The organism is Variovorax sp. (assembly GCF_965279555.1).
In the GTDB taxonomy this organism is placed as follows: domain Bacteria; phylum Pseudomonadota; class Gammaproteobacteria; order Burkholderiales; family Burkholderiaceae_C; genus Variovorax.
On the sequence record NZ_OZ257247.1, the window covers coordinates 5,605,437 to 5,625,640 of the forward strand.

Below are 20,204 nucleotides of genomic sequence, written 5' to 3' on the forward strand. Positions count from 1 at the left end.
GCGCAGCGCCGGGCCGCCCCAAGCAAGCTCGCACCGCAGTGCGAAGCACGGAGGTCATCGAATGAGCCATTGGAACCAACTGCTGCAGGCCGCGCTGGTCGGCACCTCGCGCCAGCCCGTGCCGCCGGCCGAAGGCATGTCGGGCGAATTCGCCGGACTGCTGCAAGCGCTGCAAGGCGGCGAGGCGCAAGGCCAGTTGCTGCGCATGGCGGGCGCCGTCGCGGTCGGGCGCCGCGCGGGCTTCGTCGCGCCGAGCCTGTCTCCGTCCGACGCGCCTGTCGCCGCCAACGACGAACGCCCCGAACTCAAGGAACCCGCGCTGCAGGCCGCCATCGCCGATGCCTTGTCGACCGGCCCGCTGCGCCTGCAGCATGAAGGCCTGGCTGCGCTCGCGGCCGCCGGCCTGCGCCTGCCGCACAGCCTGCTGCCCCTGGCGCTCGACGCCGGCCGCCGCGCCACCGACCTGCGGCCCGCCGTGGCCCCCGCGCTCGGCGAACGCGGCCTCTGGCTGGCGGCGCGCAACGACGACTGGCGCTACGCCGTCGGCGCCAGCGAACAGGCCGACGCGCAGACGCGCTGGGACGAAGGCAGCCTCGACCAACGCGTCGCTGTGCTGCGCGAACAGCGCCAGGGCGACCCGGCCGGCGCGCGCGAACGCCTTGCCGCCGAGCTGCAGCAACTGCCCGCCAAGGACCGCGCCGCGCTGCTCGGCGCGCTCGCCGAAAACCTCGGCCCCGACGACGAGGCGCTGATCGACGCCCAGCTCAAGGACCGCGCCCGCGACGTCCGCCAGGCCGCCGTCGAACTGCTGCAGCGCCTGCCGCAGAGCGCGCATGCGCAGCGCATCGCCGCCTTCCTCGAACCGCTGCTGAAGCAGGACGGCGGCACATGGCGCATCGACGCTCCCGAAGCCGCCGACGCGCGCTGGAAAGACGACGCCATCGACCCCGTGCGCCCCACGCACGACAGCCTCGGCGAGCGCGCATGGTGGCTCTACCAGCTCGTGCGCCAGGCGCCGCTGTCGTGGTGGACCACGCGCACCGGCATGACGCCGGCAGCCTTGCTCGACTGGGCCGCCGCCGGCGACTGGAAAGACGCGCTGCTGCGCGGCTGGAACGACGCCGTCGTCGCCGCCCCCGACCACGACTGGTGCGACGCCATGCTCGATCGTCCGCGCGCCCAGCGCGCGTGGATCGGCCAGCTGCTCGCGCTGCTGCCGCGCGCGCGGCGCGAGCGCCACTGGCTCGCGGAACTCGGCACCGAAGGCAACGGCGCGCAGGAAGTCGTGGGCTTCGCCGACCAGGCCTGCGCGCCCGGCGAAACCCCGTCGGCCGAGCTGTCCGCCAGGCTCGCCGCCGCGCTGCGCCTGCGCGTGGAGCGCGGCAGCCTGGCCAACGACTACATGCTGCGGCAGGTGCTCACCAGCGCAGCCGCGCTGCTGCATCCCTCGGCGCTGAATGCGCTGGCCGACCTGCCGCGCGCCGCCGACGAAACACCCGGCACCGCCAACGCACTGGCCGAGACCGCGCGCATCGTGCGCGCGCGCCAGTTGTTCCTCACCCTTTCATCTACTTCTTCTTCATCCCAAGGCCGTCCATGAGCAATGTCCTGCGCCAGCATGCCGAACAGCAATTCGCCGAAGAACTCGATGCACTCCAGAAGGTCGACGACCGCCAGCGTCCGGCCAACTGGAAGCTCTCGCCCTGGGCGGTGCTCACCTACCTGATGGGCGGCAAGCTCGCCAGCGGCTTCGAGGTCAGCCCCAAGTACATCGGCAATCCGCGGCTGATGGAAATCGCGGTCTCCACGCTCGCGACCGACCGCGCGCTGCTGCTGTACGGCGTGCCGGGCACCGCCAAGTCGTGGGTGTCCGAGCACCTGGCCGCCGCCGTGAGCGGCGACTCCACCATGCTGATCCAGGGCACCGCCGGCACCAGCGAAGAGCAGCTGCGCTACGGCTGGAACTACGCCGAGCTGCTGGCCCACGGCCCGTCCGACAAGGCGCTGGTGCCCAGTCCGCTGGTGCACGCCATGCGCCTGGGCAAGATCGCGCGCGTCGAGGAGCTCACCCGCATCCCGGCCGACGTGCAGGACACGCTGATCACCGTGCTCTCGGAAAAGACGCTGCCCATTCCCGAACTCGGCAGCGAGGTGCAGGCGGTGCGCGGCTTCTCGGTCATTGCCACCGCCAACAACCGCGACAAGGGCGTGAACGAGCTGTCGAGCGCGCTCAAGCGCCGCTTCAACACCGTGGTGCTGCCGGTACCGTCGAGCGAGGCAGAGGAAGTGCAGATCGTGGTCAAGCGCGTGGGCGAACTGGGCCGCGCGCTCGCGTTGCCGGCCGAGCCGCCCGCGCTGCAGGAAGTGCGCCGCGTGGTGCAGATCTTCCGCGAGCTGCGCAACGGCCAGACCGAGGACGGCAAGACGCGCATCAAGTCGCCCAGCTCCACGCTCTCCACCGCCGAGGCCATCTCCGTCATCAACAGCGGCATGGCGCTGGCCGGCCACTTCGGCGACGGCGTGCTGCGCTCGGCCGACGTGGCTTCGGGCCTGATCGGCGCGGTCATCAAGGACCCGGTGCAGGACCACGTGGTGTGGAAGGAATACCTGGAGACCGTGGTGAAGGAACGCAGCGACTGGAAGGACCTGTACCGCGCCTGCCGCGAGCAGCTGTGAGCGCGCCGATGTCGGACCTTCCACAGCCAGGCCTCCCTTCGCAGACACCGGCGCTGCAGACCACCCAGGTGCACCTGGACGGCCTGTTCGACGTGCTGGCCAAGCACCTCTATTCAACGCCCGTGGTGGCCATACGCGAGCTGATCCAGAACGCGCACGACTCCATCTCGCGCCGCCGCCTCGAAGACCCATCGTTCACCGAGGCCGGCCGCATCGACGTGCTGGCCGACGAGGCCGCGCAGACCATCGTCATCCGCGACAACGGCTCCGGCCTCACCGAGCAGGAGCTGCACCGCTACCTCGCCACGCTGGGCAACGGCTACACGCGGCAGCTGCGCGCGTCCGACCAGGACGGCAGCGACGAACTGATCGGCCTGTTCGGGCTGGGCTTTCTCTCTGCCTTCGTGGTGGCCGAGCAGGTGCTGGTGAACAGCACCTCGTTCCAGTCGCCCGGCGAAGGCTGGCGCTACCGCTCGTCGGACGGCCGGCGCTACGCGGTGCAGGCCATCGACGCGCGGCCGGTGGGCACCGAGATCCACCTGGCGATGCGCAGCGACTTCAACCACCTGTGCTCGTCCGGCGTGCTGAAGAAAGTGCTCGGGCGCTACTGCGCGCTGCTGCGCGAGCCGCTGTGGTTCGACGACGAATGCGTCAACGCCGACCCGCCGCCGTGGCGCGCCGCCGCCGACGGCGTGGTGCTGCACCCCGCGGTGCTGCAGCGCCAGCGCATGGCCTTCGCCGCGCGCATGGAGCGGCACTTCGAGCCCATCTGCGTGATTCCCGTGGAGCCCGAGGGCGACAGCGACGCGCGCGGCCTGCTGTGGGTGCAGGACGGCGCCACCTACGGCACCAGCGACAACCGCCACCTGAGCGTCTACGTGCGCGGCATGCTGCTCGACGACGAGGCGCGCGACCTGCTGCCGGTGTGGGCCGGCTTCATCGGCGGCGTGATCGAGTCGAACACGCTCACGCCCACCGCCAGCCGCGAAGACCTGCAGCGCGACGCCGCCTACCAGGCCACGCGCGCCCACATCCAGGACGCGCTGATCCGCGGGCTGGCCGAACTTTCGCAGTCGCAGACCCCGGCGTGGAGCCGCCTGCTCACCCGCCACAACGAGGCGCTGCTGGGCGCCGCGCTGTGCGAGGACGAGCTCTTCACCATGCTGGCCGACGCCGTGCGCCTGCCCACCAGCCAGGGCGACCTGCCGGTGCGCAGCCTGGTGCGCGAAGGCCGCATTCACCTGAGCCTGGGCCAGAGCGGCGGCTTCGAGGACGTGCTGTTCCGCGCGCTGCAGGTGCCCGTGGCACGCGGCGACCGCTACGCCGTGGCCGGCTTCCTGCGCCAGTGGGTGCGCGATCGCGGCGTGCAGCTCATCGAGATCGGCACCGCCGCCGGCAACGCCCGCATGTTCCGCGGCGAAGATCTGCCCGAAAGCGAACTCGCCTGGCTTCGCGAACACCTCGCATGGGGCGAACTGGTGGTGCCCGCGCGCTTCGTGTCGCCCGAGCTGCCGCTGATCGCCGTGCCCGACCGAGAGGCGCAGCTGAAGGCGCGGCTGGAGACCGACGAGGCCAGGAAGCGCATGGCCGGTGCCGCGCTCAGCCTGGCGCGCGCGTTCACCCAGCGCATCGACGCGAGCGTGTCGGCGCGGCTGTACGTGAACCTCGACAACCCGGCCATCCAGGCGCTGCTGCAAAGCCACCGCGAGGGCCGCGCCGTGCCCGCGCATGCGGTCGCGCTGCTGCGCAGCTTCAAGGCCATCATGGCGCCGGGCGGCGAGGAACTGAAGGGCCAGCCGCCGCTGGTCGAACTGCTGGCCGATTTCAGCCGGGCCGTGGCCGCGCTCTGCGCGCCGCGCGCGGCCTCCTAAAAACCGAAGAGAGAGAGGATCACCACGATGGACAGCTTTGCCTGGGTCAATGACCTGTCGGACCGGCTCGAGGAAGAAGGCCAGCAGCGCCTGGCCTACCTGATTCACGACGTGCCGCACCAGCAATTCCAGGGCAACCATGCGCTGGTCGAGGCGCTGGTGCCCGAGGCGCTCGCCAGCGCGCGCGGCCTCGACATTCCGTGGCTCGACGTGTACTTCAAGCACTGGCTGTGCGCCTCGCGCGTGGCGCGCCACCACGGCGAGTCGCAGCTCGGCGAAGTGGTCGATGCCTACGAGCGGGCGCACCAGGAAAAGACCCAGGGCTGCCCGCAGAGCGTGTGCGTCACGCAAGACCTGGTGGCCACCTACGCGAACGTCGACGGCCCCGGCTGGGCCGGCGAACGCCTTGCTGCCTGCGACGAGACGCTGGCGCGCATCGACCCCAGCTGGGGCTGCTTCGGCTGCCTGAGCATCGAGCGCGCCAATGCCATGGGCGACCAGGGTCAGCCGCGCGAGGCCGTGCTGTACCTCAAGAGCCAGCGCGACGCGCAGCGCCGCGCCGGCGAAGAGGTGACCACGCTGTTCGTCACCACCGAGGTCGAGCAATGGCTCGCGGCCGGCGATCCGCACACCGCGCTCAAGCTGCTCGACGACTCCGAGGACGAAGCCGACGAGGACGACCGCCGCGAGCAGTCGACCCGCCTGCTGCAACGCAGCCGCGCGCTCGTGCTGGCCGGCGAACCGCAGGCGGGGTGGGACCTGCTGCCGGAATTCGGCGACATCGAGGTGGCCGACCATGTGTCGTGGTGCCGCGCCGCCGTCGCCGCCGCGCGCGCGCTGCCAGAGCTCAACACGCCCGCGCTGGGCCATGCGCTGTGGACCACCATCGAGCACCTGCACACCGTCGGCAGCCACCGGATGCTGATCGACCTTGCGCTGGCGCAGGCCGAGCTGGCCGGCGCGCGGCAGGTGCCGTGGCTGGCCGCGCAGGCCGTCGCGCGTGCGAGCCACCATGTGCCGCTGCTGCGCGAGGACTTCGGCGCCGCCGACAGGGTGCGGCGTGCCGGGCAGGCGCTCGCCGCCGTGGCGCCGAAGCCCGCGCCGAGCGCACCCGAATCGCTGCCCGACTGGCTGCGTTCGCCCGAGGCCGAAGACCTGTCGAACGAGACCGTCATCCAGTGGCTGGAGCAGGCGCACCAGGCGCTGCCCGGCGACGAGGGGCTGGCGATGATGCTGGCCTCCGCGCTGTCGAACTACGGCTGCCACGACGAGGCGCGCAGCCGGCTGCAGGCCATGGTGCTGGCGGCGCCGCAATCGGTGGCGCTGCAGAACCACTGGTTCGGCCTGTGCTTCAGTGCCGGCGACCTGGGCGCCATCGAGGAACAGGCGCGCCGCATCGAGGCCGCGCAGCCGGCCATGGCCGCCTGGTACCGCGCGCGCATCGCCTTCAGGGAGGGGCGCTACACGCAGGTCGGCCCGCTGGTCGAGCAGGTGCTGGCGCACGACCCCGAGGCCACGGCCACGCGCCGCCTGTGGGCCGACGCCGCCATGGCACTGAAGGACTTCGACACGGCCGTGGTCCAGCGCCGCATGGTGCTGGCCGCCGACGACGCGCCCGAGCCCGGCCGCCGCTGGGAGCTGCTGATCGCCGCCAGCGCCGCGCGCCAGTGGACCGACGTGCGCGCGCAGGCCCGCGCGCTCGAGATGGAACTCGAAGCCGGCGAGCCCGACGATGCCGCGGTCGAGGAAGACTGGGGCCTGGTCTACCTGCGCTGCGAGGAAAACGGCCGCGAGCGCGACGTGCTCGCGCGCCGCACCGGCCCGGCCACCGCGCGCATCGTGCAGCCCTCGCCGCGCGGCCTCGAGCAGCGCCTGGGCGACTGGGTGGTGTTCGAACCCAAGCTGGCCGAGCAGCCTCCCGAGGACGAAGAAGAGCTGCGCACCTACACCCGCGTCTTCACCGCGCCCGTGCATTTGCTGGAGAAGGGCCCCTACGGCCCGAGCTACATGATCGACGGCGTGCACCCCGGCGAGGAAAGCGTGAGCGCCCTGCGCGACGCGCTCCACGAGGCGGGCTGGAGCACCTGGCAGTACAGCAACGACAACTACCGCGTGAGCGACGCCGAAGCGGATGACGCGGACGACGAAGACGAAGACGAAGGCGACGACGAAGCCGACCTCCCCGGCCTCTACCTCGCCGTGACCGCGCCCGCCAACGTGCCGCCGCGCGCCATCGCGGCGCGCGTGGCTGCGCTGTGCAAGGGCCATCAGCTGTGCTGGACCGAGCTGGCCCGCGCGGCCGGCGAGCCGACCGAATGGCACGAGGCCATGGAAGCGCGCTACGGCCTCTGAGCCCCGGCATCTTCATTTTTCCGACGCACTGAACAAATGGGCTCTCCGCTGCACTACTTCGGCATCCGCCACCACGGGCCCGGCTGCGCGCGCAGCCTGCTGCGCGCCTTCGAGTCGCTGCAGCCCGACTGCATCCTGGTCGAAGGCCCGCCCGACGCGGAGGGCCTACTGTCCTTCATGGCGCATGCCGACCTGCGCCCGCCGGTCGCGATGCTGATCCACGCGGGCGAGGACACGGGGCTCGCGGCCTTCTACCCATTCGCCGAGTTCTCGCCCGAATGGCAGGCGTTGCAATGGGGCGTGTCGCGCAACCTGCCGGTTCGCTTCATCGACCTGCCGCAGTCGCACCGCATGGCGATCGAGCAGGCCGCGCGCGCCGCCGACGAAGCCGAGGCGGCGAAGGCACAGGAAGCACCCGAGGCCGAAAGCGGCGAGCCGCTGGGCGATGACGAACAAGACGAAGCACCGGCCTCCAGCGAGGAAGCACCGCTGCAGCAGATCCCCGACGACCCCTTCGACTGGCTCGCCCATGCCGCCGGCTATGCCGACGGCGAGAGCTGGTGGAACCACATGGTCGAGGAGCGCGGCGACGGCGAAGACCTGTTCGGCGCCATCGCCGAGGCCATGACGGCCGTGCGCGCGGAAACCCCCGAAGACCGCCGCGGCCCGCGCGCCGCGAAGCGCGAGCAGCTGCGCGAGGCCTTCATGCGGCAATCGATACGCGAAGCCGTCAAGGCCGGCCACCAGCGCATCGCCGTGGTCTGCGGCGCCTGGCACGTGCCGGCCCTGCAGGGCGCCGCCACCGCCAAGGCCGACGCCGCTCTGCTCAAGGGCCTGCCCAAGCTCAAGGTGCTGGCCACCTGGGTGCCGTGGACCTACCGCCACCTCACCAGCGCCAGCGGCTACGGCGCGGGCATCGATTCGCCGGGTTGGTACGAGCACCTGTGGCTGCAGGGCCAGCAGGTGGCGGGACGCAGCACCGGCTGGCTCGCGCGCGTGGCGCGGCTCTTGCGCGAGCACGACCTCGACTGCTCTTCCGCCCACCTCATCGAGGCCACGCGCCTGGCCGACACGCTCGCCGCGCTGCGCGAACGCCCCGCGCCCGGCCTGCCCGAACTCGACGAGGCCGTGCGCAGCGTGATCTGCATGGGCGAGCAGGCCCCGCTCACGCTGATCCGCGAGCGCCTCACCGTCGGCGACCGCATGGGCCAGGTGCCGGCCGAAGTGCCGACCGTGCCGCTGCAGCGCGACATCGAGCAGCAGCAAAAAAGCCTGCGCCTGAAGCCAGAGGCCACCGCGCGCACGCTCGACCTCGACCTGCGCCAGCCCAACGACCTCGCGCGCAGCCACCTGCTGCACCGCCTGCGCCTGCTCGACCTGCCCTGGGGCGCGCCCACCGCCGGCCAGCGTTCGAGCCGCGGCACCTTCCACGAGGTGTGGCAACTGCAGTGGCAGCCGGAGTTCGCGCTGCGCATCATCGAGGCCAGCCGCTTCGGCGCGACCGTGGCGCACGCCGCCACCTCGCGCGTGATGGAGCAACTGGCCGGCGAAAGCTCGCTCACCGCGCTGGCCGAGCAGGTCGACACCGTGCTGCTGGCCGACCTGCCCGCCGCCGTGCAGGCCGTGACCCGCGCGCTCGAAGACCGCGCCGCGCTCACCGGCGACGCGGTGCAGCTCATCGGCGCGGTGCCGCCGCTGGCCAACGTGTTCCGCTACGGCAGCGTGCGCCAGACCGACAGCGCGCTGCTGTCGCACGTGCTCGACAGCCTCATCGTGCGCGGCGCCATCGGCCTGCCCATTGCCTGCGGCGCGCTCGACGCCGAAGCGGCCGAATCGCTGCGCACCAGCCTCATCGCCGCGCACGACGCGGTGCGCCTGCGCGACGGCGAGGAAACCACCGCCGCATGGCGCGGCGCCCTGCGCTCCATCGCCTTCGGCGAGAGCGCCGCGCCGCTGCTGCGCGGCGTGGCATGCCGGCTGCTGCTCGACGATGCGCAGATCGACAGCGAGGGCGCCTCGCAGCAGCTCGCGCGCAATCTCTCGGCAGGCGCTCCGCCCACCGAGGCGGCAGCCTGGCTCGAAGGTTTTCTCAACCGCAACGCGATGGTGCTGCTGCACGACGAGGCCGTGTGGCCGCTGGTCGACGGCTGGCTGTCGGCGCTCGGCGAAGAACACTTCCTGCAGGTGCTGCCGCTGGTGCGCCGCAGCTTCGCCGACTTCTCCGGCGCCGACCGGCGCGCGCTGGGCGAGCGCGCTAAGCGGGGCGCGACGGGCGCAACAGGCGGCACGGCGGCGGTCGCCACCGCCGCCGCCGACTGGGACGAATCACGCGCGGTGCTCGCGCTGCCGCTGCTGCGGGAACTGCTGGGAGTGAAGGCATGAACACCAACACCGTTGCCGCATCCGCGGACGAGACGCCGTCGCCCACCGACCGCCTGCAGCGCTGGCGCCTGGTACTCGGCAGCGAGGCCACGCCCAGCTGCGGCGCGGTCGAGGGCCGGGTGCGCGAGATCGACATGGCGCTGGCCGCGCTCTACGAGGCCGACGGCCGGCGCGGCCTGGGCCAGGGCGGCCAGCGCGGCGGGCGGGGCGATTCGGCGCCCAGCGTGGCGCGCTGGCTCGGCGACATCCGCAAGTACTTTCCGAGCCAGGTGGTGCAGGTGATGCAGCGCGACGCGATGGAGCGGCTCAACCTGCGCCAGATGCTGCTGCAGCCCGAGATGCTCGAAAACGCCCAGCCCGACGTGCACCTGGTGGCCAACCTCGTGGCGCTGGCCAGCGTGATTCCCGCGGGCACCAAGGACACCGCGCGCGCCGTGGTGCGCAAGGTGGTCGACGAGCTCATGAAGAAGCTCGAGGAGCCGATGCGCAGCGCCGTGAGCGGCGCGCTCAACCGCAGCCAGCGCAACCGCCGCCCGCGCCATTCGGAGATCGACTGGAACCGCACCATCCGCGCCAACCTGCGCCACTGGCAGCCCGAATACCGCACGGTGGTGCCGCAGTCGCTGGTCGGCTACGGCCGCAAGGCGCGGCAGCCGCAGCGCGAGGTGATCCTGTGCATCGACCAGAGCGGCTCCATGGCCGCGTCGGTGGTCTATTCGAGCATCTTCGGCGCCGTCATGGCCAGCCTGCCGGCGGTGGCGACCAAGCTGGTGGTGTTCGACACCAGCGTGGTCGACATGACCGAGCAGCTGCAGGACCCGGTCGACCTGCTGTTCGGCGTGCAGCTGGGCGGCGGCACCGACATCAACGGCGCCGTGGGCTACTGCCAGGGCCTGATTCGCGAGCCGCGCAACACCATCCTGGTGCTGATCTCCGACCTGTACGAAGGCGGCGTGGAAGAAAAGCTGCTGCACCGCGCCAACGAGCTGGTCGAGGCCGGCGTGCAGTTCATCGCGCTGCTGGCGCTCAGCGACGAGGGCGCGCCGGCCTACGACCGCGACCTGGCCGCCAAGCTGGCCGCGCTGGGCGTGCCGTCGTTCGCATGCACGCCCGACGCGTTCCCGGGCCTCATGGCCGCGGCCATCAAGCGCGAGGACGTGGCGGGCTGGGCCGCGGCACAAGGCCTGAAGACCAGCAGGGCTGCCTGAACCAGGCTCGCCCCCAGGCTTCGCGCACTTCGTGTCGCTTCGCCTTCCCCCTCTCCGGGGGCGACACCTGCGGCCCGGCGAAGCCGGTTCCGCGGTGTCTCGCGATTGAACAGGCCCTAACATGGGGGCGGAGACGCCCGCCCATGCTGCCCATGATCCGCCGCCGACCGCTTCTGCTGCAACTGCTGTCCACAGCCGCCCTGTCGGCCGGTTTCAGGGGCGCGACGGCGCAGCCGCTCTATCCCGCGAGGGCCTTCCGCTGGATCGTGCCGTACCCGGCCGGTGCCGGCGCCGACATCGTCGCGCGCACCGTGGGCGCCCAGCTCGCCATCGACACCGGGCAGCCCGTGACCATCGAGAACCGCGCCGGCGGCAACACCGCGCTCGGCGCCATCGAGGCCGCGCGCGCGCCGGCCGACGGCTACACGCTGCTGTCGGCCGACAACGGCATGCTGGTGTTCAACCCCGCGCTCTACCGCAACCTCAGCTACAACCCCGCGCGCGACTTCGCGCCGGTCACGCTGATGGGCCGGCTGCCGATGGTGCTGCTGGTCGGCCCGGCCACCGGCGAGAAAGACGCGCAGGCCTTCATCGCCGATGCGCGCGCCTTTCCCGGCAAGGTCAGCTTTGCCTCCGCCGGCACCGGCAGTCCGCAGCACCTGGCCATGGAACTGCTCGAGCGCGAGGCCGGCCTGGAGATGGTGCACGTGCCCTACCGCGGCGCGGCGCCCGCGCTGGCCGACGTGGCCGGCGGCCAGCTGCCGGCCATGATGTGCGACCTGGCGGCGGCCCGCCGCTTCATCCAGAGCGGCAAGCTGCGCGCGCTGGCGGTGGCCCATCCGCGCCGGCTGGCGCAACTGCCGGCGGTGCCGACCTTCGCCGAACTCGGCTTGCCGCGCGTCGAGGCCGCCACGCTCATGGGGCTCGTGGTGCCCTTGAACACGCCGGGCGAGCTGGTCGCGCTGCTGCAGCAGGCTGTGGCCAGCGCCATCCACAACCCGGCGGTGCTGGCCAGGTTTGCCGACCTGGGCGTCGAGGCCGCGGGCGACGGGCCTGGCAAGTTCGCTTCGCTGCTGCAGGGCGAATCGGCACGCTGGCAGCCGCTCATCCGCGACCTCAACCTGGTGCTCGACTGAGCCGCCCGCGCCTTTACGGCAACTTTGCGCGCAGGCCGCGACGTCCTCATTCCCGGCTAAGAGTCGCTGCCTAGATTGGCGCATCGCCAGAAAGGGTCGGTGGGACGGTGTGCAGGGGCAGGCCGCTCCCGCCAGGAAAAACAATGAAAACTCGCCGGTTCCACCACGTCGTCTTTGCGGACGATTTTTTTCGCTCCGCAGCCAACGGCCTGACTTACCACGTCGCGAACCGGCGATTCCTGCGTGCCTTCTTCGACACCGCGCTTGGCCGCCTGGGCCTGCCGGCGCAAGAGGTCGCGCCGCTGTCCGACGGCGGGCGCATCGACGTTGCGCGCCTCATGGCCCGGCTCGACCTGCCCTGCACGCCGGCCGGCTGGGCCCGCGCCTGCATCGCCGACCTGGCGCCGCTGGCGGGCCGCGACGGCATGCCGGCGTTCGACCCCGGCTGCCTGGTGATCGGCTGGGGCCTGACGCCGGCGCTGCAGCACTGCATCCACCGCAGCGGCGCCAGCTACCTCGACATCGAGATCGACCCGCGCCGCTTCACCGAGCACCTGCACTTCTGCGCCCGCACCAACGACCCCGCCATCGAGGCCGCGCTGCGCGCGCGCCAGGTGGACGAGGAGCTGTTCTGGAATCACGCGAGCGTGATCAAGGGCTGCTTCGCCAGGCGCGGCGCCGCTTCGCTGTTCGACCCGCGCCTGCGCGTGGGGCTGTTCTTCGGCCAGAGCCTGGTCGACCTGTCGGTGGTGGGCGGCGGGCGCACCATGCATCCGGCCAGCGTGATCGCACCGCTGCGCGAGCTGGCGCGCGGGGTCGACCTGCTGGTCATCAAGCCGCATCCCTGCGAGCCCGCGCTGCACGACCTCGCGCCCATCGCGCGGGCGATTCCCAACGTCGCATGGACGCAGGAGAACACGTATGCGCTGCTGTCGGCGAACAACGTGCACTTCGCGTCGTCGCTGTCGTCCAGCGTGCTGACCGAGGCGCGCTACTTTCGCAAGCCCGCCCATGCGCTGATCCATGCGGACCGCAACGCGCGCTCGCAGCTGCCGGCGGCATGCTCGGGTTGGATGCCTATAGGCGCCGGGCTCGGCGCGATGGACTTCATGGCCGAGGCCTGCGGCGACATCTCTCCCCTGGCGGCCGATGCCGCCGCGGGAGCATCGGCCTGGCCCGCCGCCGCCATCGAGCGGGCGTTCGCGCTGCGCCGGGGTTTCGACGACAAGAGCCAGGGCCTGCGCGACGTGGCCGAGCTGCGGATGGACCGGCCCTACATGTTCCACCCCGGCAGCCCCGCGACCGGCTGGCTCAGCCACGGCTGGGCCGGCTTCGACGGAGAGGGCGCGCGCAGCGAGGGCGAGCTGGCCAGCCTGGTCATACCGCTGCCCGCGCTGGCGCCGTCGCAATCGCTTTCGCTGTCGCACCAGAGGCCGCACCGCATCGAGGTGCGGGTGGACTACCGCAGCAATGCCAAGGCCACGAGCGTGCACGCCATGTTCGACGGCGTGGTGCTGCCGGCCCGGCGCGTTACGGGGGCGCGGCGCCGCAGCCTCGTGTTCGACATCGAGGCCACGGCGGCGCGCAAATGCCTGGTGCTGCAGTTCGTGGTGGCGGACACCGGGCGCTCCGCGCCGCGGCGGGCGCTGGCGCGGCCGTCTTTCACGATCAAGCGGCTGCAGGTGTCGCTGCGCTTGGGCCGGGGCGTGGTCTCGGCGCCGCCGAAGGCCACGTCGATGCGATGGGCCGAGATGCATCCGCTGCGCGCGGCGGCCCGCGTGTTCCGCGCGGTGGTCGATTCGGCGCGCGGGGTCATGGGGTAGCCGGTCCGCCACCGGCAAGGCGCATCAGCAGCGTGACCCAGTGCTGGCGGCGGTCGATGGCGGCCTGCCGGCCCTCCGCCGCTTTCGTGGCGTCGGTGGCGTCGGTGGCGTTGCCGGCGTTGGTGGCGACCAGTTCGCCCGCTGCCGTCGCCACGGCCCGCGCGAACTTCGCCGCGTCGCCGCGCCATACCACCACCCGGTGCTCGAGCCCGAGCTGCGCGGCGCGCCCGGCGTTGATCGCCTGTTCGGGCTGGTCGGTCAGCAGCAGCAGGATCGGCTTGCGGTACACCGCCGCGATCGACAGCGCCGCCATGCCCGGCGCGGAGACGATGAAGGCGCTGCGCGCGGCCGCCTCGATCCAGTGCTCGTCGCGCGCATGCCAGCGGGGCCGCCGCGCATAGCCTTCGCCGACCAGGTGCGCCGGCAGGCCCGCATCGGCCAGGCCTTGCTCCAGGCCTTCGGCCAGTGCCGGTTCCTCGAAGTGCGGGTTCAGGTAGACGGCCGCGGCGCGCGGCGCGGCCTCCTGTGCATGGGCCACCGCATCCACCACCGCGACCGGCGTCGGCAGCCGCCAGCCGCCGCGCCCGTCATGTGCAGGCTGTGCGTGGGCGAAGTCGTGCGCGATGCGCGCGAGGCTGCGGTCGATCTGCCAGGCCACGATGCCGCCGAACAGCCGTGCCACGGCGCCCGGCATGCGCCCCTCGAAGTTGGTCTGCAGCGCATGCCGCAGGCTCGCGCCGTACACATGCACGACCTTGCGGCGCCAGAACGGCAGCCAGCCCATCAGCAGCAGCGCGGGGTGGAAGGAGTCGTTCACCACCAGGTCCGCGTCGCGGAAGCGGCGGCGCAGCCGCAGCACGTCGCGCAGCATGCGCGAGGGGCGGAACATGTAGTGCGCCACGTTGCGGTCGGTCTCGCGGCGCAGCATGTTCTGCTCCTTGTCGAACTGCACCGCGTAGTGGCGCGAGAGAACCGGCGCGTCGATGCCGAAGCCGGCCAGGAAGCGCGCGCCTTCGTCCGAGGTGGTGAGCACCTGCACCTGCGCGCCGGCCTCGCGCAGCGCATGCGTCAGCAGTTGCGCGCGCATCAGGTGGCCGCGCGCGTCCGCGGTCGCGAGGTAGAGGATGCGCGGCGGCATCGATCAGGCGTGGTGCTGGTGCTGCACCGGCCGCGTGGCGCCCGGGCGCAGCCGCAGGGCCACGCCGGCCAGCCACATCCCGGCCGCGCCGGTGATGCCGAAGCCGCGTTCGGTGTCGCGCACCTCGCGCATCAGCTGCGCGAGCCGGGCCTGCTCGTGCGGCGCCACGCAGCGCTGCAGCGTGTGGCTGCACAGGCGGATGTGGCGGTCTTCGTCGGCCAGCACGCGCGACAGCAGCGGATGCAGCGCATGCTGCCGGCCGATCAGCGCGCAGTGGCGCTGCAGGATGCGTGAAGCCATCTGTTCCGCGCTCAGGCCGATGGCATAGGCAGGCACCAGCCCGCCGTGCCCGAAGTGCGGCGCATGCCGGCGAATCAGCTGCTGCCAGCGCGCCAGCTTGCGGCGGCTGAACCAGTCGGGCCGGGGCGCTTCTTCGGGCGAGGCGGCGGCCTGGGCGGTGCCGCCGCGCTCCACGATGGCTTCGGCGAACAGGCGCGCGTGCAACTGCTCGTCGGCAAGGTGCTGGTCGAGCTGGCGCGCGAGCCAGTCGGGCGGGTCGATGCGCAGCTCGCGCTGCAGCGCCTGCTCGGACGACTCCTCGCCCACCAGGTAGAAGCGCAGCAGCAGCATCTCGCCCGCGTTGCTCGCATGCAGCTGCCGCAGCGCGGCGCGCTTGACGTGGTGCACGATGCGCGCCTGCATCGCGGGCCAGCCGCGAAGCCGCGGCGGGGCGAGGCAGTCGAAGCCGGCTGCGGTGTCCGGTGCCTGGTCAGCGGGCATCGGCCTTGGCCTGCACGGGCTGCGACTGTTGCTGCTGCCAGCCCAGCACGAGCCCGATGAAGCTGTCCTGCAGGAACGCGCGCGCGGCCGCGTCGGCGCCCGCGAACTCGCGCTGCTGTCCGTCATAGCGCACGAAGCCCTTGCCGCCGGACGCGCCGAGCACCAGCTTCTCGTTCTTGCGGAAGCCGCGCTGCAGCAGCGGCTGCAACAGCGACTGCGATTCCAGCCCGTACAGGAACAGGTCGCGCTGCACCACCTGGCGCGGGATCTTGCCGCTGAGCGCCTGCAGCTCCAGTGTCCAGTTGCCTTGCTGCATGGCGTCGGCCAGCTCGCGCCCCTTGGCGGCCGGCGCGTGAAAGCGTGCGCGCGCCACCGACTTCGACGCCTTGCCCAGGCCCAGGCCGATGGTGATGTCGGCGTCTTTCGCGCCATCGGTACGGTTGTCGTCCACCTGCACCAGCACGTTGGCCAGGCGCGCCGTGAGCGAGGGCTTGGCCAGCGCCTCGATGACCTGATCGGCCGTGAGCACCACGCGGTCGGTGTTCGCCTCGTTCACCACGACCTGGTACGGGTCGATGCGGATGTCGTTGAATTCCCCGCCGATGGGCGAGTGCGCGTGGCTGCTCACCGACCAGTCGGTGCCCGACCGGCTCAGCAGCGCGTGGAAGGTCAGCGGCACGCGCTGGCCGCCGCGCGCCTGGCCCGAGCCCTGCAGCAGCACGTCGCCGACGATGGTCTTCTCGGCGTAGCTGCGGGTGTTGGTGAAGCGGATGGTGTGTGCGGCGCCGTCGAGCGCGGCGCGCGTTTCGGGGTCGTCGAGCGCCAGGCGGTTGCAGCCGTTGCCCGCGCCGGCCAGCGCGGCGAAGGGGCAGCCGGCGTCGGACTTGAAGTTGAACACGCCGCGGCCGGCGAAGTCGGCGGCGCTTGCCAGCGTGAAGGCGCCTGCGAGCGCAAGGCCGAGCGCGGCGCGGCGCGCCAGAAGCGAAGAGCGGATGTGCATGGTTTTTGTCGTTTGTTGTTCTTGTGGCGAGCGGCGATTCAAGGCCGGTGATAGGAGAGCGCCTGCGCATCCGCATTGGTGCGGCCCGTGGTGTGCCAGCCGATGCCGCGCGCGAATGCGCCCAGCATGTCGACGGCCGAGAAGCCCAAAATCAGCGCCACGCCCGCGAGCCGGCGCAGTCCGCGCAGCGGCGGCAGGTCTTGATGGTTCAGCGCCTTCACGCTGAAGCCCAGCCGCGTGAACAGCACGCACAGCGGGCCGATGGGGCCGCTCTTCGCCAGCCACTGCCAGCGCGGCGACACGTAGCTGCGCAGCAGGTGCGGCGTTAGCGAGTAAGTGTCCTGCCCGCGCATCCAGCGCAGCTTGAGCGCCTCGATGCGCGTGTCTGGCAGTCGGTGTTCGGTGTGTGCCGCTGCTGCGTAGTGAATGGGCACGCCCGCTGTCTTCAACCGCATGCCCAGTACCTGGCAGTGCGCGCGGTACACGCCGTCGAGCGCCTGGTAGCTGTGCTGCTCGAACACCTCGCGGCGGAAGGCCACGTTGTTCGCGTAGAAGTTGCTCGTGGCGCCCGCATGGTCCGCGTTGGGGAAGTACATGAAGTCGATGGTGGTCAGCGCGGTACCCACCACGTTGGCTGCGTAGCTGGTGCGCCCGGCCACCACTGCGGGCGCATCGCTTCGGGTGAACGGCAGCAGCATCTGCAGCAGCCAGTCGTCGTCGGGCAGGCAGTCGGCATCGGCGAACACCACGTGCGTGCAGCGCTGCGCGTCGGTGGCCGCGAAGCCGGCGTTCTTTGCGTCGTAGTAACCGGTGGCCGTGTCGATGCGCACGAAGTCCACCGGCCTGCCCGCGAGCGCGCTCACCGCATCGCAGGTGGCGGGGCTCAGCCCGTCGTGCGTGATGACCACCTGCGCGAGCGCCGTGAGCGGCAGTTTCTGTTTTGCGAGCAGCGCCACCAGGCGCTGCAGGCTGGCACCGGCCCTTGCCTCGGCATCCGCTCCGCCGCGCAGGTTGTTGGTCTCCAGGACCAGCGCGCAACGCGCGGCAACTTGATCAGGCATCATCGAATTTTCCTGTCCGGACATTGTTTTGAAGGCTTGCATCCTGCTTTTATCGCACAACCGTGCCTGCCACCAGTGCCGCGCGCCGTCGGGCCGGCCATGAAGGTCAGCATCTTCGGCGCCGGCTACGTGGGCCTGAGCTTCGCGGCCTGCCTGGCCGAGGCCGGCCACGAGGTGCTCTGCACCGACGCCGACCTGGCGCGCATCGAAGGGCTGCAGCGCGGCCTGATGCCCTTGCACGAACCGGACCTGGAAGCCCTGGTGGCCGAGGGCCTGGCCGCCGGCACGCTGCGCTTCACCGCCGACGCGCAGGCCGCTTGCGGGCACGGCGACGTGCTCTTCATCGTGGTCAACACGCCGGCGGATGCCGAAGGGCGTGTCGACCTGCGGCATGTGATGGCGGTGGCGGCGGGCATCGGGCGGCACCGCGACCGCGAGGCGATGGTGGTGTGCAAGTCGACCGTGCCGGTGGGCACGGCCGACCAGATCGAGGCCGTGCTGAGTGGCGAGCTTTCGCGGCGTGGCGCCTCGCACCGCATCGCGGTGGCCGCCAACCCCGAGTTCCTGCGCGAGGGCGCGGCGGTGCGCGACTGCCGCCGGCCCGACCGCGTGGTGATCGGCACGCGGGACCCGTGGGCCATCGACCTGCTTGCCCGGCTCTACGCGTCGTTCGTGGGCGAACCTGAAAGACCGCTGCTGGTGATGGACCGCCGTTCGGCCGAGCTCACCAAGTACGCCGCCAACGCGATGCTCGCCACCCGCATCAGCTTCATGAACGAGATGGCGCGCGTGGCCGGGCATGCGGGCGCGGACATCGAGATGGTGCGGCGCGGCATCGGCGCGGACCACCGCATCGGGCCCGACTTTTTGCAGGCGGGCGCGGGCTACGGCGGCTCCTGCCTCGCCAAGGACGTGCGCGCGCTGACGCGCATGGCCGAGCGCGACGGCCATGCGCTGCGCATCCTCTCGGCGGTCGAGGCCGCGAACCACGAGCAGAAGGGCCGGCTGTTCGAGCTGATGACGCACCACTTCGAAGGCCGCATCGCGGGCAAGACCGTCGCCTTGTGGGGCCTGGCCTTCAAGCCCGACACAGACGACATGCGCGACGCGCCCAGCCTGGTGCTGCTGGAGCGGCTGCTGGCGGCAGGCGCGCGCGTGCAGGTGCACGACCCGGCCGCGATGGCGAATGCGCGCGCCATCGTCGGCGAGCGCGACGGCCTGCGCTGGTGCGCCACCGCGCAAGAGGCGCTGCAGGGCGCCGACGTGCTGGCGCTGGTGACCGAGTGGCCGGCGTTCCGCGAGATCGGCCTTGCGCAGATCGGGCGGGAACTGCGCATGCCGGCGATCTTCGACGGCCGCAACGTCTATGACGCGGCGCAGGTGGAAGCCGCGGGCATCGCGTACTACGGCATCGGGCGCGGGCGCCCAGTGCTGCGCTGAGGCGGTCGTCCGGTCAGTCCGTCAGTCCTGCGGCAGGAAGGCGTCGCCCGGCGTGAGCGGCGCGTGCCGGTAGCTGGCCGGCGTGCGGCTCAGTTTGACCGGCGCGCCGATGCCGCGGTAGTCGCCGGGCATCTCCACCACCATCTCGCGGTGCAGCGTGTGCGGGTGCTGCAACGCGGCGTCGACCGGCAGCACCGGCGCGGCGGGCACGCCGGCGGCCATGAGTTGCTCGACGAGCTGGCGGCCGTCGAACGCGGCCATGGCCGCCTCGAGCTGCTGCTTGAGCCCGTCGCGGTGTACCGAGCGTGCGCCGGCGCTGCGGTAGAGCGGATCTTCGGCAAGCCCGGGCAGGCCGATGCAGCGGCACAGGCTGGCGAACTGGCGGTCGTTGCCCACGGCGACGAACACGGGGTCGGTGCGGGTGGCGAGTGCGTCGTAGGGATAGATGTTGGGGTGCGCGTTGCCGGTGCGGCGCGGCGCGGTGCCGTCCATGAACCAATTGGCCGCATGCGGATGCAGCAGCGACAGGCCGCTGTCGTACAGCGCCGCTTCCACGAACTGGCCGCGCCCGCTGCGGTTGCGTTCCTGCAGCGCGAGCAGCACGCCGATGACCGCGTTGAGGCCGGTCACCATGTCGACCACGGGCAGCCCGACGCGCAGCGGGCCGCCATCGGCTTCGCCGTTGATGCTCATGATGCCGGTCATGGCCTGCACGGCGGCGTCGTAGCCGGGCAGCGCGCCGAGCGGACCATCGGCGCCGAAGCCGGAGACGCGGCACCACACGAGGCGCGGAAAGCGTTGCGCCAGCGTCTCGTAGCCGATGCCCCAGCGTTCCATGGTGCCGGTCTTGAAGTTCTCGATGAGCACATCGGCCTCGGCCACCAGAGCGAGAAGGGCTTCGCGGCCTTCGTCGGTCGAGAAGTCGAGATGCTGCACGCGCTTGTTGCGATTGAGGCCGTGGTAGTACGAGGCCACGCCTTCCTTGAACGGCGGGCCCCAGGTGCGGGTGTCGTCGCCTTGTGGCGGCTCGACCTTGAGCACGTCGGCACCGTGGTCACCGAGGATCTGTCCGCAGTAGGGACCGCCGAGGATGCGGGAGATGTCCAGCACTCGGATGCCTGCGAGGGCGCCTTGGGGTTGTGTCATTTCTGTCTTTCGTTTGTTCTTTCTTTCGGGGCGCGTGCACAGGCCACCGGGTACTCCCCTCCGCGAATGTCCCCCGGGGCTTCGCCCCTCCTCCTTTATTTCGCTGCGGGGAGCACCCGGCGCCCTGTGCACAACGAGCGCCGCCGTTGGTCCACTTGATCAACAAGTGCTCTGAACGATCACGACGATGG

The 20,204-nt window shown here is 71.7% G+C and carries 14 protein-coding genes; 9 read left to right on the forward strand and 5 right to left on the reverse strand.

What is annotated here, in order from left to right:
• Nucleotides 1-61: 61 nt before the first annotated feature.
• From ACQY8B_RS26340 to ACQY8B_RS26375, 8 genes are all read left to right on the forward strand, one after another.
• Nucleotides 62-1,600: a DUF5691 domain-containing protein gene (locus tag ACQY8B_RS26340; protein ID WP_422084623.1), complete on the forward strand. Its 1,539-nt coding sequence runs from the start codon at nucleotides 62-64 to the stop codon at nucleotides 1,598-1,600.
• The gene (locus ACQY8B_RS26345; RefSeq protein ID WP_422084624.1) at nucleotides 1,597-2,676 is read left to right on the forward strand and encodes an ATP-binding protein; all 1,080 of its coding nucleotides are present in this window, start codon (nucleotides 1,597-1,599) and stop codon (nucleotides 2,674-2,676) included. The genes ACQY8B_RS26340 and ACQY8B_RS26345 overlap by 4 nt, the downstream gene beginning before the upstream one ends.
• Nucleotides 2,677-2,684: 8 nt before the next feature.
• A complete protein-coding gene (locus ACQY8B_RS26350; protein ID WP_422084625.1) occupies nucleotides 2,685-4,547 on the forward strand; it encodes an ATP-binding protein in 1,863 nt (620 codons plus the stop codon).
• 27 nt (nucleotides 4,548-4,574) lie between these two features.
• Nucleotides 4,575-6,899, forward strand: coding sequence for a tetratricopeptide repeat protein (locus ACQY8B_RS26355; protein WP_422084626.1), 2,325 nt, complete (start codon nucleotides 4,575-4,577; stop codon nucleotides 6,897-6,899).
• A 36-nt stretch (nucleotides 6,900-6,935) separates the two neighbouring features.
• Nucleotides 6,936-9,281, forward strand: coding sequence for a DUF5682 family protein (locus tag ACQY8B_RS26360; protein WP_422084627.1), 2,346 nt, complete (start codon nucleotides 6,936-6,938; stop codon nucleotides 9,279-9,281).
• Nucleotides 9,278-10,489 carry a VWA domain-containing protein gene (locus ACQY8B_RS26365; protein ID WP_422084628.1) on the forward strand — a complete coding sequence of 404 codons (1,212 nt, stop codon included), beginning with the start codon at nucleotides 9,278-9,280 and terminating at the stop codon, nucleotides 10,487-10,489. Before ACQY8B_RS26360 ends, ACQY8B_RS26365 begins: the two co-directional genes overlap by 4 nt.
• A 152-nt stretch (nucleotides 10,490-10,641) precedes the next feature.
• A complete protein-coding gene (locus ACQY8B_RS26370; protein ID WP_422089113.1) occupies nucleotides 10,642-11,625 on the forward strand; it encodes a Bug family tripartite tricarboxylate transporter substrate binding protein in 984 nt (327 codons plus the stop codon).
• 143 nt (nucleotides 11,626-11,768) lie between these two features.
• Nucleotides 11,769-13,448, forward strand: coding sequence for a hypothetical protein (locus ACQY8B_RS26375; protein WP_422084629.1), 1,680 nt, complete (start codon nucleotides 11,769-11,771; stop codon nucleotides 13,446-13,448).
• Here ACQY8B_RS26375 and ACQY8B_RS26380 read toward each other — a convergent pair.
• Genes ACQY8B_RS26380 through ACQY8B_RS26395 form a run of 4 tightly spaced genes read right to left on the reverse strand, consistent with a single transcriptional unit; the run spans nucleotide 13,438 to nucleotide 17,430 of the window.
• Complete coding sequence (locus tag ACQY8B_RS26380) at nucleotides 13,438-14,586, reverse strand: hypothetical protein (protein ID WP_422084630.1); 1,149 nt, start codon at nucleotides 14,584-14,586, stop codon at nucleotides 13,438-13,440. The two genes, ACQY8B_RS26375 and ACQY8B_RS26380, sit on opposite strands and share 11 nt — an antisense overlap.
• Nucleotides 14,587-14,589: 3 nt before the next feature.
• Nucleotides 14,590-15,366, reverse strand: coding sequence for a hypothetical protein (locus tag ACQY8B_RS26385; RefSeq protein ID WP_422084631.1), 777 nt, complete (start codon nucleotides 15,364-15,366; stop codon nucleotides 14,590-14,592).
• Nucleotides 15,356-16,366 (reverse strand): hypothetical protein, encoded by a 1,011-nt coding sequence (locus tag ACQY8B_RS26390; RefSeq protein ID WP_422084632.1) that lies wholly within the window; start codon nucleotides 16,364-16,366, stop codon nucleotides 15,356-15,358. The genes ACQY8B_RS26385 and ACQY8B_RS26390 overlap by 11 nt, the downstream gene beginning before the upstream one ends.
• A gap of 38 nt (nucleotides 16,367-16,404) precedes the next feature.
• On the reverse strand, nucleotides 16,405-17,430 hold the full coding sequence (locus tag ACQY8B_RS26395; RefSeq protein ID WP_422084633.1) for a glycosyltransferase: 1,026 nt from the start codon (nucleotides 17,428-17,430) through the stop codon (nucleotides 16,405-16,407).
• A 96-nt stretch (nucleotides 17,431-17,526) separates the two neighbouring features.
• Here ACQY8B_RS26395 and ACQY8B_RS26400 point away from each other — a divergent pair, with 96 nt between their 5' ends.
• On the forward strand, nucleotides 17,527-18,867 hold the full coding sequence (locus ACQY8B_RS26400; RefSeq protein ID WP_422084634.1) for a UDP-glucose dehydrogenase family protein: 1,341 nt from the start codon (nucleotides 17,527-17,529) through the stop codon (nucleotides 18,865-18,867).
• Nucleotides 18,868-18,888: 21 nt separating this feature from the next.
• Here ACQY8B_RS26400 and ACQY8B_RS26405 read toward each other — a convergent pair whose 3' ends face one another.
• The gene (locus ACQY8B_RS26405) at nucleotides 18,889-20,013 is read right to left on the reverse strand and encodes a CaiB/BaiF CoA transferase family protein (RefSeq protein ID WP_422084635.1); all 1,125 of its coding nucleotides are present in this window, start codon (nucleotides 20,011-20,013) and stop codon (nucleotides 18,889-18,891) included.
• Nucleotides 20,014-20,204 lie beyond the last annotated feature (191 nt).